Below are 16,483 nucleotides of genomic sequence, written 5' to 3'. Positions count from 1 at the left end.
AGATTTAAAACAATGAACAGAAAAATAATATCCACAATTTTTATCTGTGCTGGTTTAATGTGCAGGGCTCAATATTCAGAAACTTACAGCTTTAAGCCGCAGGATCTCACAAAAGAAAGTGAAGTGGTATCGTTAGATGAGTTAAAAGAGTTTCCCAAACATATTCTTGACTGGAAGAAGATGAGGGTTCTGAGTATTATCAGCGAAAGAGAATTTACGGAAATTCCAAAAGACATAGACCGTCTGGAAAACCTTGAGGTATTCAGTATGAGCGGAAGCACAGGAGTTACCAGGTTTCCGAATTCCTTTTCCAGGCTGAATAAGCTGCGTGAAATTACCATTCATTCCATATTTATCAAAGAATTTCCACAGCAGATCATCAAGGTTAAGAATCTGGAAAGCCTTGGCTTTTTCTGTCCTTTTCTGGAAGAATATCCTTCTAATCTGGGAGATATGAAGAATCTGAAAACGCTAAACCTGGCCTGCAGAACAAAAGATAAAGTGATTGTAGATGGGAAAAATTTTATTTTCAAGCCTTTGGTGATTCCCAAAAGCATCAGGAATTTAAAAAAGCTGGAAACCCTTTCAGTAAGCCAGAGCCTTCTTCAGATTCTGCCGGATGAAATAGGAGATTTACAGAGTCTGAAAAGACTGGATGTATCCAAAAATCAGCTGAAAACCCTTCCTGAGAGCCTGTCTAAACTTAAAAATCTTGTAGAAATAACCTTAGATCACAACAGCTTTAAGGAATTTCCTTCTGCATTGTATGGTATTGAGAGTCTGGTGAAAATAAACTACAATAATAATACGATTCAGAATATTCCTGGCGGTATGGAAAAGATGAAAAATCTGAAATATTTCTTTGCTTCAAAATCTAAGATTGCGCCATCAGCACTTGTAGGCCTCTATAATGCTTCAAACCTTGAAGTGATAGACCTTTCGGACTGCCAGATCGAAAGTCTTCCACCGGGAATTGAGAAACTTTCTCATCTGAAAGCATTGTTTTTTTGGGGAAACAAAATTTCTTCTACGGAAGCTGAAAATTTAAGAAAAAAGCTGCCCAACACTAAAATACATCTGAATAGTCCCGCTAAAAGAGGATTCTAAATAAGTATGTAAAAGAAAGATAGCTTTCGTTGCAATTTTTTATAACAACAAATCATTTCTTGCAGAGAAATAGTATTTTAGCTGTAAAATAAAACCATGGATAACAAATCAAGATTAGACGAAATAAAAGACGAGCTGGAAAAGCTGGATATCAATCCTACCTTTTTTGCCAGAAAAGAGATCCGTGCGCTTCCAAGCATTCTTTCAGCAGATGAAAAAATTGTTTACCTTGTTGAAGGACGGAATAAAATAACAAACCATCATATCATCTTAGCAGCAACGGACCGGAGGCTGATTTTCGTAGATAAAGAATTTATGTACGGGTTAAAAGTGCAGGATTTTTCCTACGATAAAATAAGTTCCATACAATATGAAACCTCATTGATGCTAGCTTCAATAGATATTCATGTTGCTGATGACATCGTTGAAATTGATGGCGTAGGAAAATACGAAGCAGAATTATTCTGTGAAAAAGTAAGAGACTTCATGGCCAGACCGAAGGTTCCTGCATATGAACCTATGCTTCTTGAATTGCTGGAACAACTGGAAAGATTAAAGGAAAGCGGTATGATAACTGAGGAAGGGTTTATGGAACAGAAGAAAATGCTTCTTAACCAGATATGAAGCCATTGCATTTACTTTTAATGCTATGCTTTATTGTTTCCTGTACAAGTCAGAAGAATAGGGAAGCTTATATAAAAGAAATCGATTATCAATCCCAGCTACTTGATACCGGTGCCGGATTAAAAAAAGATACTATTGTTTCCGGAATCAGCAGCGGGGGAGTTGATAGAATAATTTCAACTGTAAGTGTGGCCTTTGATCCTGAACATCCGGAATATATAAAGATAGTGAAGAAAACAGGAATTGATTATACGTATAATAATCAGTTCTATTATAAAAACCAAAAGCTTATTAAAGCGAAAATAAGTATTAAAAATAATACAGATTCCGGGAGTCCGAATGCAGACTATAGTGCTGTTTACTATTTACATCGTAACAGGTGTATTAAAAAAGTGAATGAAGATCCTGAAAAATCAGACTGCCATAAAGTAAAATACGATTCGGATATGGCTCTTTTAGATGGACTTCCGTTAATTCCAAGGAATCTGTAATGAACAACAAACTATCATGGAAAATTATTTAGAAATTAACAAAGAATCATGGAATGCCAAAGTAGAACCGCATCTGAAATCGGATTTTTACTTTGTAGATGAGTTCTTAGAAGGAAGAACTTCATTAAACTCCATAGAACTGGATCTTCTTGGAGATGTGGAAGGCAAAACAATCCTGCATTTGCAGTGCCATTTTGGACAGGATTCCATTTCGCTTTCCAGAATGGGAGCAAAAGTTACGGGAATTGACCTTTCGGATAAAGCCATTGAAACAGCAAAAGATCTGGCGCAGAAATGCAATACTGATACAGCATTTATCTGCTCCGATGTTTATGACCTTCCCAATGTCCTTGATCAGAAATTTGATATTGTTTACACCAGCTACGGAACAATAGGCTGGCTTCCGGACCTGGATAAATGGGCAGGAGTAATCAATCATTTCCTGAAGCCGGGCGGCAAATTCATCATGGCAGAATTTCATCCGGTAGTGTGGATGTTTGATGATGATTTTACCAAAGTAACTTATAACTATTTTAATGAAAAGCCTATCGTAGAAACCTATGAAGGAACTTATGCAGACCAGTCTGCGGATATTGTGCAGGAATATGTGATGTGGAATCATTCACTGGCAGAAGTTCTGCAGAGTTTACTTCAAAGCGGTATTGAACTGAAAACCTTCCGGGAATTCGATTGGTCTCCGTATCCAAGCTTCAGACACGTAGATGAGTTTGAAAAAGGAAAGTGGAGAATTCCCCAGTTCGGAAACAAAATACCGATCGTGTATGCATTAGCAGCCGAGAAAAAATAATAGCTGTTGAAATATTAATTTCCGGAGCAATACCTTTCTTAAATACCACTCAAACCTTATAGGTTTTTAAAGCATACGTATTATTAAACCTATAAGGTTTCTCCAAATAGTTCGAAAATATCACGAGCAAAAAAAGTCACCGTAAGATATTACAGTGACTTTTTCTATATATGAATGTTAAAAAAACTAATTTGCTTTTAGCTTAAAGAATCTTCGGCCTTTGTTTTAGCTTCATCTACTTTGCTCTGAACTTGTGAGGCTACATCATTTGCTTTATTCTTAAGATCATTTCCCCATTTGTTAAGATTGTCTTTAGCATTATTAATTTTGTCCTTTACAGCCTGTTGTTCTTCAGGAGTAGAGTTCTTGTATTTCCAATATGCTAAAGCACCAATTCCTAGTAAAGCCAATAAGCCTTTTGTTTTATTTCCCATGATTTCTATTTTTTTAAGGTTGTTAAACTATTAAAATTTGTTATTAGTAATCATGTAAAATACGTGCCAAAAAATTAAATGAAATTATAAAATAATGTTAAAATTATTGAAAGACTTCAAATTTTTCTCCATCAAAACTGGCGAAAACCATGGTAGGGTAAGAATCCTGATGATATAAATTTCCATCCTTGTCAATGCCGATAGCGCCTGCAAATCCGTCAATAGTTTTCAGCTCTTCAAAAGTCTTGTGAAAGGCATTTTCAAGGCTCATCCCGTCAGTAACTCTTGTGACGATTTTAGCAGCAGTGGCATTACTGACAATATCTTCTCCAACCCCTGTGCAGCTTACGGCACAGAAGGTGTTGGCATAATTTCCTGCCACAGTGGCAGAATCAGAAATTCTTCCCGGAATTTCAAAACCTTTTCCTCCTGTGGAAGTCGCTACTGCAAGTTTTCCCTCTTTATCAAGCACAACGCAGCCAACAGTTCCTTTTCCTGCTGATCCTAACTTTGCTTCATATTCTTTTCTGCGCTGAGGGATTTCCGTTGAAAAATTCTCAAAACCATGTTCTGAAGCATAAATTTTAGCTCCGTTTCCACCTAAAACCCTGTCGTCTTCTCTTATCAGTTCCTTTGCAACAAATATAGGATTCTTTACATCCTGAATATTGATGACGCCGCTTAATTTCTGGGTTTCACCATTCATGATAGCCGCACTCATACGGATGACGCCATCACTCTGGATTTGGGAACCAATACCTGCGTTATATAACGGATCATCTTCCAGTAGAGAAACCGCGTAGGCGGCTGTGTCAAAAGCAGAATGATCCTGAAGATATTCAAAAGCTTTTTGAGCAATAGATTGTAAAGAATTCTGCTTTGCTGTTTTTACTTCGTGGCTCTGATCGCTTTCAGAGAAAAAACCGCCGTGAATAATAAGCTTCATACTAAAGTTTAGTTTTATTTTTTTTTAATTCTGACATTGTCTGGGATAAGTAATGCTATACAGTTCTTTTAAAATGAACCATTAATTCCTGGCAAAGCCTTGATATGTTTTCTACATTATGCTTTTCGACAATTATGAGCTGTAATTCATCAGAATAGCTGTCTCCAAGCTCAATAATTTCCAACGGAGGATCTTCCTGGGAAAGTTGGGGACCCAGCCATTTAAAATAATCATCAGCATACTTTATTTCTGACGGAAAATCTCCTATTATATTATTGAGGCTTTCATCAATCAGTTCGTGTACCTCATCTATTTTATCCCCGCGAAGCAGAAAACTAAAAAGCTCATTGATAACCGAAAATTCAAACGCATGGCCCTCATTGCTTTCAATTACCCATTCAGCCTCATTATCTTTTATATATTGAGCCGGATTTATATAACAAGAAGAACAATTTGAAATAATTTCTTCTTTATTCTCCACGTTATAGCCTTCCAGAAGAAGGTTGATAAGCTGTTCAATTTTTTCTTCTTTCATTTAGCCTTATTTTTAGCTAAAATAAGAATTAGTTTAATTAAGTTTTATAATTATTTGTCCTGCGGAATCGGGTTGAATTGTGAATTCTCGATTGTAAGTGTTTTGGTTGTCAGATCATAATGGTCATTCATAGACATCACGTGAACAGTCAGATTATCGATGGAAATAGGTTCTCCAAGATTGATATTGGTAAGATTGGTATCTTTAATAAATCTTCCGTCCACTAAGATTACAAGACCGGAACCAACGGCAGTCATCACATCATTATGGATGAAAAGCCCGGTATCTTCTCCCAGTCCGATTCCCAATGTTCTCGGATTGTTGACTACAGCCTGGAATAGACGTCCGATTCTGCCCCGCTGTACAAAGTGGGTATCAATGATTACATTATCAATCAGACCTAATCCTTGTGTCGTTTTAATTTCACCTTTCAGAAGGGCTTCAGAACTGCTTCCCTGATAAATCATATTTTCAGAAGCAGCTGCGGCTCCGGCAGAAGTTCCGGAATAGATAAAGTCCTGTTCCTGATATTTCAGCAGAATAGTATCATGAAATCTTGTTCCTCCAAGAATAGAGGTCAGTCTCAGCTGATCCCCGCCTGTAAACATCATTACATCGGCTGCATTAGCTCTTGCCACCATCGCATCAGAGTTGGCTTCTTCACGGTTGTGAATATCAAGAACGTTCACATTTTTGGCACCGAGAAATTCAAATGCCTTTTTATACTCTACTCCTACAATCTGCGGGATTTGAGAGGCTGTTGTAACAATCTCAATGACAGAATCTTCCTTGTGTTTTGATTCGTTTATAATTTTTCTTAAAATTCCTCTTTCAAAGAAATTAAGATTTTTTTCGATATTTTGATCGTAATCAGTTTCTGAAAAACTTCCTTTGTTTACAGCACCTCCGATCACTATTAATTTTCCAACGGGTTTCATCATAGAGTACAAATTTAAAAAATAATTCACATTTGGCGAAATTCATACCATATTTAAATTGATTTTTAAGGTTTTAGGATTGTTAATAATTTTTAAATATTTTTTGAGAAATCTTTAAATGGGCTATAGTTTCATTTAGGGTTTTACATTATCTTTGATTTTTGAAGGAGTTATTGTTAACGTTAAAAAATACAAATAGACTATGAAAATTGAGAAGATACAGGCACTGCGGGGCCCGAATATCTGGAGTATCAGAAGAAAGAAGCTGATACAGATGAGATTGGATCTGGAAGAAATGGAAAATTATCCTACCAACAAGATCGATGGATTTAGGGAAAGAATTGAAAAACTCATTCCATCACTGATTACCCACAGGTGTTCAGAAGGAGTGGAAGGAGGCTTTTTCCACAGGGTAGAAACAGGAACCTGGATGGGACATGTTATCGAACATATCGCTTTAGAGATTCAGACTCTGGCAGGGATGGATGTAGGTTTCGGAAGAACCAGAGAAACCAAAACTCCGGGGGTATACAATGTCGTTTTTAATTATATAGAAGAAAATGCAGGAATCTATGCGGCTGAAGAAGCAGTAAAGATAGCACAGATCCTGATTGATGGCGGTGAATATGACATGAATGCCTGTATTCATAGACTTAAAGAGATCAGGGAACGTGTACGTTTAGGCCCTTCAACGGGAAGTATCGTGGAGGAAGCCGTGTCCAGAAGGATTCCATGGATCAGGTTAGGAACCAATTCTTTAGTACAGCTGGGGTATGGAGTCAACCAACAACGTTTTCAGGCCACTATTACCGGAAAAACCAGTTCTATTGCAGTAGATATTGCCTGTAATAAAGAATTGACGAAAAAAATGCTTCATGATGCTGCCATTCCTGTACCTATAGGAGATCTGGTAGTGGATGAAGACGGACTGAATACTGTTATCAGGAAAATAGGATATCCGATTGTTTTAAAACCATTAGACGGAAACCATGGAAAAGGATCTTCTATCAATGTTAATGATTGGGAAGCTGCAAAAACAGGATTGGAACACGCTCAGAAATATTCCAGAAAAGTAATTGTAGAAAAGTATATTACAGGATATGATTTCAGAGTTCTGGTGATTAATAATAAAATGGTGGCTGCAGCGAGGAGGGTTCCTGCTCATGTAGTAGGAGACGGAGAACTTAATCTTCAGCACCTGATCGATAAAGAAAATAAAGATCCGAGAAGAGGGTACGGACATGAAAATGTTCTGACCGAAATAGAAGTAGATAAGGATACACTTGAACTTCTTGAAAAACTTCAGTATACCCTTGAAACAGTCCCTCAGAAAGGAGAGGTGGTGTATCTGAAATCTACTGCCAATCTTTCTACAGGAGGAACTTCTATTGATGTTACCGATATGGTACATCCGGAAAATATTACCATGGCAGAAAGGATCTCAAAAATCATAGGTCTGGATGTCTGCGGAATTGATATTATGGCAGAAAACTTAACTCAGCCGTTAAAAGAAAGTGGTGGGGCAATTATAGAAGTGAATGCCGCTCCGGGATTCAGAATGCACTTGGCACCAAGTGAAGGACTGCCAAGAAACGTTGCTGCTCCGGTGGTGGATATGCTTTATCCTCCGGGAAAACCGTTTACCATTCCGATCATCGCAGTAACCGGTACCAACGGAAAGACCACAACAACAAGATTGATCTCCCATATTGTAAAAAGCAACGGATACAGAGTAGGATTTACTACTTCAGATGGTATTTATATCCAGAATACGATGCTTTCAAAAGGGGATACTACAGGACCTCTTTCCGCTGAATTCGTACTTAAAGATCCAACCGTAGAGTTTGCCGTGCTGGAAACAGCAAGAGGTGGAATTTTACGTTCAGGTTTAGGATATTCCCAGTGTGATATCGGAGTTTTGACCAATATTGAGGAAGACCATCTGGGAATGAATGATATTCACAACCTAAAGGATCTTACCAAAGTAAAAAGGGTTGTTCTGGACAGTGTAAAGAAAACCGGATGGAGTGTATTGAATGCAGATAATGCCTATTCCATGAAGATTGTGAATGATCTGGACAGCAATGTCGCTATTTTCAGTATGGATGAAAACAATCCTCATATTGTAAAGTTTGCGAAAGAAGGAAAGATCACCTGTATTTATGAAGAAGGTTTTGTAACGATCAAAAAAGGAGACTGGAAGATCAGAATAGGAAAAGCCAAAGATTTCCCGATTACAATGGAAGGGAAGGCCAGATTCATGATTGAAAATGTTCTGGCAGCCAGTCTGGCGAGTTATCTGTACGGTTTCGGAATTGAAGATATTTCCAACTCTTTAAGAACTTTTATTCCAAGTGCACAGCTTACACCGGGAAGACTGAATATCTTTAAGTTCAAAAGCTTTAAAGTGCTGATTGACTTTGCTCATAATCCATCAGGTTACGAAGCTATTGAAGATTATCTTAAAAATGTGGAAGCTACGAAGAAAATAGGTATCATTTCCGGAGTAGGAGACCGAAGAGATAGTGATATTAAAGAATGTGGAAAGATTGCCGGAAGAATGTTTGACTACATTATTATCCGAAATGAAAAGCATTTGAGAGGAAGAACCGAAGATGAAATCAACGGTCTGATCATAGACGGAATCAACGAAGCCGGAAGAAATGTAAGCTATGAGATCATTCCTAAAGAAATTGAAGCTTTAAAACATGCAATGGGAATGGCTGAAGAAGGAACCTTCATCACAGCCCTGAGTGATGTAATCTCCAATGCCATTGATCTTGTTCAGGAATATCAGGCAAGGGAATTGCTGGAAGACGATAAAAATATGTAAAACAAAAAATCGCCCGAAATTTCTCGGGCGATTTTTATTTGTTGGAAGCTGGAAGAGGGAAGTTGGACGTTCATTTTAGACTATGATTTTGAAGCAGCCAGCATGAGTAAAATTGTATTTATAAAAAGATCTGCTCTATCTGCGAGCTAAAAAACCTCTCACAGCTCTTCAGAAACAGTATCTATATAATTTAAATTTCCCGTAGATTTCTCAGACTACACAAATATTTAGGTATATTTTTCTAAGGCTCGCTGATCTAGCTGATTTTTTGTTGGCTTAACGCGATGGCGAAAGGGTTTTAAATATGCTGTTGTTTTTAAGACGCAAGAAAATCTAGGATTTTCAGCTATTTTTTCAATGGTTATCAATTACTTTATGACTTAAAAACAGCCGAAGGCTAATCCATCGCTTCATCGAATCAACGGAGTTGATTATATTCTTTGCTCCCTTGAAATATCATGCAAAATTCAATTTTGCGTTTAAAAAAAATAAGAAAAACAAATACTGGAAACATCATTTCAAACCAAACAGCAATTTTGCTTTCTGAAGCCAGGATTCTTCGTTTTCAGAAAGCTCAAGAAAATATTCTGTCTGCCACTTTTGAGTAGCTGAGGCCTGCTTGTTCTCTGTTTTATCCCAAGCCGGATATACTCTGAAGCCTCTCTTACCTTCCTTTTCCTCGTGAGTTAATATTCCTTTTTTCGCAAGAATTTCCTTTGAAAAAATGAAAATTCCAGCATGGCTTTCCTTAGAAGTGGAAATCAGATAGAAATCAAAACTGTCACAGGATTCAAATGGAATGGTTTCTCTCTTTTGGTTTCTTTTCCATAGCGTTACAAATTGTCCGGTTTTAGTTGGTGTAATTTTAGCAGTCCGGAATTTTATCTTCAGCTGAGCTAAAGTAAAATTCATTCCGGAATATTCTTTACATTCAGCATCTTCTTCAGCATTTGAAATTTTCAGTCCGAGCGGATGAAAAATCATTTCATCAACATTTTTAAGCTTCATTTATCTTTTGTTAAAGTTTTATAGTTGTTTTTTTAGTTATTCTTCTCCAAAAAAAGCATTGGAACTTCCAATCCAGATTGCATCTTTTTTATTAAAATCTACATTAACCATAGCGGCTTTGGTCATTCTTCCCAGATTTTCCAGCAGAACAGGACGGTCATCATTTTCGTGCCATACGTAAAGAAGTCTGATTTCTGCTTTTGAAAAATCTCCGTTAATATCTTCAAATACAGGTTCATAACTTACTTTTCTCTGAAGAATATAGTTTTCTTTGTCCTCAATAGCATCGGTGATTTCTTTGGTCGGGTTTAAATTGACACCGCTTCCGGCAAAAGAAAATAGAGGCTTCAATACAAAATGTTCAAGATTTTCATGCGCCGGGAATTCGTGCAGGAAGTAGCTTTTCGGAACAAACTGATGATTAAGCAGGGGAAGAAGGAACTTAGAGATCTTAAAGAACCAGTTAGGATGAGTAATCCATTTTACATCAACCTCTTCACGGAAATCAAATTCAGTCACCAGATCCGGAATCCTGTCCAGTTCATCAAAAATAACACGGTTATAAATCCTTTTAATTTCTATTTTTTGGCCGTCTTTCTCATAAAACAGTTTTTTGTCTTCCTTTTTAACTTTAGTCAGGCAGACTGTTTTTATACCTAATAACTTTTCTGTGAGAGCAAAATCAATGGCTGTTTTCTGTTTTTCAGGAAATATTTCCAAAAGAATAACATTTTCCGGATTTTCATCGCCCACAATAATTTCTTTCAGATGATTTCTGAATTCATGATCGGGCATTTTGTTTTTAATTTCGTTAAGAAAAGGATAGACCTCACAGAAAGTCTCTTCAAAAACTTTCTGAAAAGCATATAATGACGGGAAGGCCTGTAGTTCGATCAGCTGGGGTTCTATTTCTCCGTTCTCATTTCTGCATATTCCAAAATCAATCGTAAAAAAATGAGGTTTATCCGTGTCATTCGGAACATAACAGTTTTCAGGGACAGCTTTTTGAAGCAGGTCAGAAGGAAGTGCTTTAATCTGATCAATGATACTTTCTGTGGCATCTATAAGCTTGTTCTCAAATTCCTTACTCAGGAAGATCGGACTTTCTGAAACTCTGAATGTTGGTGTTATTCCGCCTTTTTGTGCCAGAGATTCTTTAAGCTGACTATATTTTTCCTGCGAAAATTCCTGATTGAACTGTTTTCTGTATTTTGGGATCATATTTTTTCTTTGTGATTTTGATTTAAAAAATCGAGCAGTTTTTGCCCGATTTGGTATTTGATTAACTATTTAATATAATTTTAAAATTCAAGGCCATTGAATAAATTTTAACCACAAATCGAAGATTCGGCGAAGTCAAAAGGCACAAAAGTTTTTTACACTTAAGTTATTTTGAAGATTAAATATTTTGAGTATAGAAATTCACTTAAGTTTTTGAAAATCTATGATTTTGATTATTCATCCAATAAAAAAATCTGCGAGAGAAATATATCTGCATGCATTTATCATCTTATATATGAATGATCATTCTCAACTAACTTAAGTGTTCTAAAGTGTTTTAAAAAAACTTTTGTGGTTTATCTTTTAAGCCAAAACTTCACAGCCTGTCAGAATGTTTTTTTTTGCAAACTGCAGGAATCTCGGAAGAATCTGGCTTCTGGTCATAACAATTTTATCTTCATCATCTATTCTGTCCATGGTTTCAAGATATTTTTCCATTCCGAAGTTTTCAATCATGGCTGTTTTGTTCTTTTCATCTTTCAGATTTTCTACCATTCCCTGAGGATCAGCTTCGGGATGAAACTGTGTTCCGAATATTTCATCAGAAAAACGAACAGCCATTACGGCTCTTTCCAGATTAATATGAGGTCTGAATTTTTCAATCGCTGTAATCTTCATTCCAAGCTCTTCAAAACGATCCAGATCAGGTTCAATAAACTGATATGCTCTTGAATCCACAGCATAGAACGGATCCTGAAGATTTTTAAATAAAAATTCCTCTTTTCCTTCTTCTGTTTTATGAACCGGCATTACTCCGAAAGAATAGGATTTTCTTTTACAGATGTTCCCTAATTTCCAATGAATACTTGCCAATTGGAATGAATGGCAGATCAGGAAAACGTATTTTTTATCTTCGTTATATTGGTTGTGCTCAAAAACGGAATCCAGAAAGCCGGCAAATTTATCTTCCCACTCTAATCCTTCACGGTGTGGGTTTCCGGGTCCTCCTGATGAAATATAGATGTCAAAATCATTAATATCAGGCATTTCATTTTTAAACCTTACATCAAAGGTTTGAATCACTACATTTTCATCAGAATTCTGCTGAAAAGCTTCAGAAATCTCTTTAATATTCCTGAACCCCTGATTCGCATGATTGTTGTTCATGTCCAGCAGAGCAATTCGAATATCTTTCATACTACTTCATATTTTTTGCAAAGTTACCAAAAATATTATGAAGCTGTTTCACCATGTGTTATGCCATACTCAGTTTCAGAGATCATGTAATCAACTACTTTGGTAAGATCTCCGGTCTCTTTATAGATCTGAAGCTGGCGGTCTGCACCGGTACCGTTTTCAATAATCTTCCAGGCATATTGTACTTCTTCTCTGCATCCAAGATCATCCACTACATCATCAATGAATTCAAGAAGTTCTTTCAACAGGTGAGGATATGGAACAGATTCTTCTTTTCCGAAATCAATAAGGTGTGCTTCTATACCACTTTTGGAGGCCCGCCACTTATTTTCATTTAATAATAACCTGCGGTAACTTCTGAAGCTTAAATTCTGTTGGTGAAGTTTATAGATCTTAGCTACCAGGCACTGCATAATGGCAGCCAGGCACACCGTCTCATCAATTCTTAAAGGCATATCGCAGATCCTGAACTCAATGGTAGGGTAGAACGGATGTACCCTAAGGTCCCACCATATCTTTTTAGCATTATCAATAGTTCCGGTTTTTACAAGCAAATCAACATAACTGTCAAATTCAGCCAGAGAATTGAAATAACTTGGAATACCGGTCCTCGGGAATTTAACGAAAATTTCCTGTCTGTAAGATTTGAATCCTGTATATCTACCGATCCAGAACGGTGAATTGGTAGAAAGTGCATAGACATGGGGCAAAAAGTAGCGCATGACATTCTGGATTCTTACTCCTTCTTCACGGTTCGGAATTCCAATGTGCACGTGAAGCCCGAAAATAAGATTCTCACGGGCAACGTCTCCCATGTCGTCTACAATTTTTATATACCTTTCACCTTGCGTGATATTATTGGCAGACCAGTGAGAGAAAGGATGGGTTCCTCCACCTGAAACTCTAAGTCCCTGTTCATGGGCTGTATTGATGAGATGTCTTCTTAAGTTGGTGAGCTCTGCTCTGGCCTCCTGAATATTCTGGCAGATGCCGGTTTCCATTTCAATCATGGACTCGTGCATTTCATGCTTTAAATTCTCACTTAAAACGGCCTTTCCGCCTTCAATGATTTTGGAAACATGAGATATTAAGTCTCTGCTTTCAACATCAATGATCTGATATTCTTCTTCGATTCCTATGGTAAATTGATGCATTTTTTTCCGTGTTTTTTTTGTTCTTTCAGTTTTTTATTGTACAGAGTCTTTTACAAAAGTTCCCCAGGAAATATTAGGTTTTCCGGGAACATACTCTTTCGCTTTTTCTATAGCCAGTTTGGCGGCATGTTCTACGATCCATGCAAAATTGTCTTCACCTACTGAATTCCTGTCGGCATCCGGAGCAGGATTGCAGAAGTCAATAGCATAAGGAATTCCGTCTCTCACGGCAAACTCTACAGTATTGAAATCATAGCCAAGGGCTTCATTCATTGTAATGGTGTAATCATGGATTGTTTTTAATAGCTTTTCAAGTTCTTCACCCTGTGTCTGATGAGTGGTTGCATACCTTAAATGATGTGGATTACGAGGTTCGTAAGGCATGATATGAACATATTTTTTGCCAAGGCAGTAGACTCTGTAATAGTCATCAAATATAATCTCCTCCTGTACCATCATCACCAGCTGTTCTGTTTCGCTTAGCTTGTTCCAAAGGTCATCAGGGTTTTCCACTCGGTAAACATTTTTCCATCCGCCGCCATCGTGAGGTTTCATATAAGCCGGAAATCCTACATAATTGAAAATATATTCCCAGTCGTGAGGAAATTTCAGATTTCTGAATGAGGTTTCAGAAGTGTCTGTAGGTCTTTCATGCGAAGGAAGGAGTACCGTCTTAGGAAGCGGAATGCCTAATTTGGACATCAGCGCATTATTGAAAAACTTTTCATCAGCGCTCCACCAAAATGGATTATTGATGACGTAAGTTCCGTTAAGGGCCGCATTTTTCAGATAAGCTCTGTAAAAGGGAACATTTTGCGAAATTCTGTCGATGATTACTGCATATCCATAATCAGCACCCTGTTCCAGCTTGTCGATATTTACAGGCTCGGCAATGATTTCTCCGACTCCCAATTCATTTACCTTGTCGATGAACGCCCAAGGAAATGTATCTTCCATACCGAATAGAATTCCCACTTTTTTTGCCATAATTTTTGTTTTTAATTGATGTGTATTGAATAAATTATCTTTCTCACTAATGTACGTTTTTTTAAGAAAAATAGGCTCCTATAAATGTTGGAAAAACCATTCTCCATAACGGCCAGTCATGATTGATCCATTTTCTCTCGTCATACCAGAAATCAATTCCTTTTGCGCGTAAGATTTCAGCCATTTCTATATTCTTATCTCTGCATATATCCTGATCGGAAGTACTGAGTACAATGTGCATATGTTTGTATTTCCAAGCTTCATCATTTCGTACAAATTCTCTCGGACAGTTAAAATAAACAAGATCGTCCGAATATCCATCCATGAAATTTCTTATGCTGAACGCTCCTGAAAGACAGAACAGATGAGACACCACATCAGGAAATCTGAAGGCAAAATTAGCAGCATGATAGCCTCCGAAACTAGCTCCGGCAATAGCTACACGATGTACTTTGTGGAGTTTCTGGATGTACGGAATAAACTCTTTAATCAAAAATTGCACATATAATTCATAATTTTTGATCCTTTTCTGTGGCGAAATCTTTTCGTCATAAAAACTCCAGCTGTCTATCGTCTGGATGTTATAAAGCTTTACTTTTCCCTGTTCTATAAACCAGTTGATGCTGCTATTAAGGTGAAAATCATGGTTTTGGGTATACAATCCTTGAGAAGTCGGGAACATAATGATGGGATATCCGTGATGTCCGGTGACTTCTACTTTAAGGCTTGTTCCTAATATGTTTGAATAGTAGTCTGTATGTTCTATATGAGGCATTTTTTATTTGATTTTTAGTATTTCAGTCCTATGAATTTGATCTGTTCAGCTTTTCTCAGTAGTATTGAGTGAATTTTTTCAATATTATGAGGTCAGTTTGCTTTTGGGAGGAAGGATATTCAGCATTTCTGCCTGTATTTTTTCCGCAGCATCATCCAGTCTTTCCTGTATAATGTCCGGATCGGTAGACTTGTAAACAATTCCTGCGTGATAGTCTATCGGAAGGAATTTTACCGCTTCTTCACATTCAAAAGCTTGATAATCCGGATGTTTGTCTTTGATTAATGCAACGATCAGTCCTGAATAATATCCCGTGGGTTTAGGAGCTTCATATTTTTTTCCGCGCAGTAAGACGTCTTCAATTTTAGCCCATTCGCGCCAGATATTAATGTTGCTTGAAGCTTCCACGAGATCGGGAATGTGTGCTCCGCCAACTCTGGATGATGTTTCCAGAAAATACCATTTACCATCTTCTTTTCCCCGTATAAATTCCGTGTGGGTGGCCCCGTTAAGCAGTCCAAAACTCGAGAGTACTCTAGCATTAACTTCTTCAAGGGCTTTAAATTCTTCAGAATATCTTCCTAAGGTCTTCGATCTGAATACCCCTCCTTCATGAGATACCTGCATAGGTGGAGCGAGATATTTGGATGCTGATGTAAACATAATCTCTTTGTTGAAAGTAAGGCTGTCAACATGATAAACATCTCCCGGTTTAAAGCTTTCCAGTAAGAACATGTGTCGCTCTTCTCCAAGAGTTTCCAGGGCATCCCAAAGCTGGTCTTTAGACGTAATTTTTTTTATCCCTGAAGCCGAAGCCTCTGACCTAGGTTTTAATACCCAGGGAGCAGGAACTCTTTCTATAAAGTTGCGAACCTCATCATTATTAAAAATCGCTGTAAATTCCGGAACATTGATCCCTGAATCTTTGGCTTTCTGGCGCATGGCCAGTTTATCTCTGAAATAACGGTGCGTGGTCTGTCCCATTCCGGGAATGCGAAATGTTTCCCTGATGAGAGCTGCTTTCTCTACATCGTAATCATCCAATGCAACAACGGCATCAATTTTTCTGGTTTTCATCAGATGAGAAAATCCCTGAACAAGATGTTCCATATTCCAGACAGAAGGCCTTTCTTCAGACATATAAAATACCTCATCAATGGCATGCCATGGCCAGTTTTTTTCTTTGAGATTCTCCGATGTTACCAGGATGATTTTATTACCGAGCTTCTTCATTTCGTCCATGAAATCATAGCCCTTGTAATAGCACGAAATACATACTATAAATTTCTCCTCCATACAATATTTTTTAATATTTAGTGAATATTCAAAAATAAAAGCAATTTTTTATTGATTAATTAATGTTAAAAATCAAAATAAACTGCGGTTTTGAGAATCACTAATCAATTATACAGAGAAATTTTGTAA

Annotated in this window: 16 protein-coding genes; 5 read left to right on the top strand and 11 right to left on the bottom strand. The window is 37.3% G+C overall.

Features of this window, described 5'->3' with window-relative positions:
- The first annotated feature begins 12 nt into the window (after positions 1-12).
- From FW768_RS04275 to FW768_RS04260, 4 genes are all read left to right on the top strand, one after another.
- Positions 13-1,107, top strand: a complete 1,095-nt coding sequence (locus tag FW768_RS04275; RefSeq protein ID WP_153392838.1) for a leucine-rich repeat domain-containing protein — start codon at positions 13-15, stop codon at positions 1,105-1,107.
- 96 nt (positions 1,108-1,203) lie between these two features.
- Positions 1,204-1,731, top strand: a complete 528-nt coding sequence (locus tag FW768_RS04270; RefSeq protein WP_153392835.1) for a PH domain-containing protein — start codon at positions 1,204-1,206, stop codon at positions 1,729-1,731.
- Complete coding sequence (locus tag FW768_RS04265; protein ID WP_153392832.1) at positions 1,728-2,222, top strand: hypothetical protein; 495 nt, start codon at positions 1,728-1,730, stop codon at positions 2,220-2,222. The genes FW768_RS04270 and FW768_RS04265 overlap by 4 nt, the downstream gene beginning before the upstream one ends.
- 16 nt (positions 2,223-2,238) lie before the next feature.
- A complete protein-coding gene (locus FW768_RS04260; protein ID WP_153392829.1) occupies positions 2,239-3,030 on the top strand; it encodes a class I SAM-dependent methyltransferase in 792 nt (263 codons plus the stop codon).
- 197 nt (positions 3,031-3,227) lie between these two features.
- Here FW768_RS04260 and FW768_RS04255 read toward each other — a convergent pair whose 3' ends face one another.
- From FW768_RS04255 to FW768_RS04240, 4 genes are all read right to left on the bottom strand, one after another.
- Positions 3,228-3,464 (bottom strand): YtxH domain-containing protein, encoded by a 237-nt coding sequence (locus FW768_RS04255; RefSeq protein ID WP_153392827.1) that lies wholly within the window; start codon positions 3,462-3,464, stop codon positions 3,228-3,230.
- Between the two features lie 103 nt (positions 3,465-3,567).
- Positions 3,568-4,410, bottom strand: a complete 843-nt coding sequence (locus tag FW768_RS04250) for an isoaspartyl peptidase/L-asparaginase (RefSeq protein ID WP_153392824.1) — start codon at positions 4,408-4,410, stop codon at positions 3,568-3,570.
- Positions 4,411-4,465: 55 nt separating this feature from the next.
- On the bottom strand, positions 4,466-4,945 hold the full coding sequence (locus tag FW768_RS04245; protein WP_153392821.1) for a hypothetical protein: 480 nt from the start codon (positions 4,943-4,945) through the stop codon (positions 4,466-4,468).
- A gap of 50 nt (positions 4,946-4,995) precedes the next feature.
- Positions 4,996-5,883 (bottom strand): cyanophycinase, encoded by an 888-nt coding sequence (locus tag FW768_RS04240; RefSeq protein ID WP_153399782.1) that lies wholly within the window; start codon positions 5,881-5,883, stop codon positions 4,996-4,998.
- 202 nt (positions 5,884-6,085) lie between these two features.
- Here FW768_RS04240 and cphA point away from each other — a divergent pair, with 202 nt between their 5' ends.
- Positions 6,086-8,716, top strand: a complete 2,631-nt coding sequence (cphA, locus tag FW768_RS04235) for a cyanophycin synthetase (RefSeq protein WP_153392818.1) — start codon at positions 6,086-6,088, stop codon at positions 8,714-8,716.
- A gap of 513 nt (positions 8,717-9,229) precedes the next feature.
- Here the strand turns inward: cphA and FW768_RS04230 are convergent.
- The 7 genes from FW768_RS04230 to FW768_RS04200 all read right to left on the bottom strand — a co-directional run bounded on the left by FW768_RS04230 (position 9,230) and on the right by FW768_RS04200 (position 16,354).
- Positions 9,230-9,724: a MepB family protein gene (locus FW768_RS04230; RefSeq protein WP_153392815.1), complete on the bottom strand. Its 495-nt coding sequence runs from the start codon at positions 9,722-9,724 to the stop codon at positions 9,230-9,232.
- A 36-nt stretch (positions 9,725-9,760) separates the two neighbouring features.
- Complete coding sequence (locus tag FW768_RS04225; protein ID WP_153392813.1) at positions 9,761-10,945, bottom strand: hypothetical protein; 1,185 nt, start codon at positions 10,943-10,945, stop codon at positions 9,761-9,763.
- Positions 10,946-11,308: 363 nt separating this feature from the next.
- A complete protein-coding gene (locus FW768_RS04220; RefSeq protein ID WP_153392810.1) occupies positions 11,309-12,142 on the bottom strand; it encodes a type 1 glutamine amidotransferase in 834 nt (277 codons plus the stop codon).
- A 35-nt stretch (positions 12,143-12,177) separates the two neighbouring features.
- Positions 12,178-13,296, bottom strand: coding sequence for a carboxylate-amine ligase (locus FW768_RS04215; RefSeq protein WP_153392807.1), 1,119 nt, complete (start codon positions 13,294-13,296; stop codon positions 12,178-12,180).
- A 33-nt stretch (positions 13,297-13,329) separates the two neighbouring features.
- Complete coding sequence (locus tag FW768_RS04210; protein WP_153392805.1) at positions 13,330-14,283, bottom strand: ATP-grasp domain-containing protein; 954 nt, start codon at positions 14,281-14,283, stop codon at positions 13,330-13,332.
- A 61-nt stretch (positions 14,284-14,344) separates the two neighbouring features.
- A complete protein-coding gene (locus tag FW768_RS04205; RefSeq protein WP_153392802.1) occupies positions 14,345-15,058 on the bottom strand; it encodes an alpha/beta hydrolase-fold protein in 714 nt (237 codons plus the stop codon).
- Between the two features lie 84 nt (positions 15,059-15,142).
- A complete protein-coding gene (locus tag FW768_RS04200) occupies positions 15,143-16,354 on the bottom strand; it encodes an ATP-grasp domain-containing protein (RefSeq protein ID WP_153392799.1) in 1,212 nt (403 codons plus the stop codon).
- Positions 16,355-16,483 lie beyond the last annotated feature (129 nt).

This window comes from Chryseobacterium vaccae, assembly GCF_009602705.1.
GTDB classification, from domain to species: domain Bacteria; phylum Bacteroidota; class Bacteroidia; order Flavobacteriales; family Weeksellaceae; genus Chryseobacterium; species Chryseobacterium vaccae.
The sequence above is the reverse complement of the archived record's forward strand: the minus strand, read 5'-3'. Positions and strand labels throughout refer to the sequence as shown.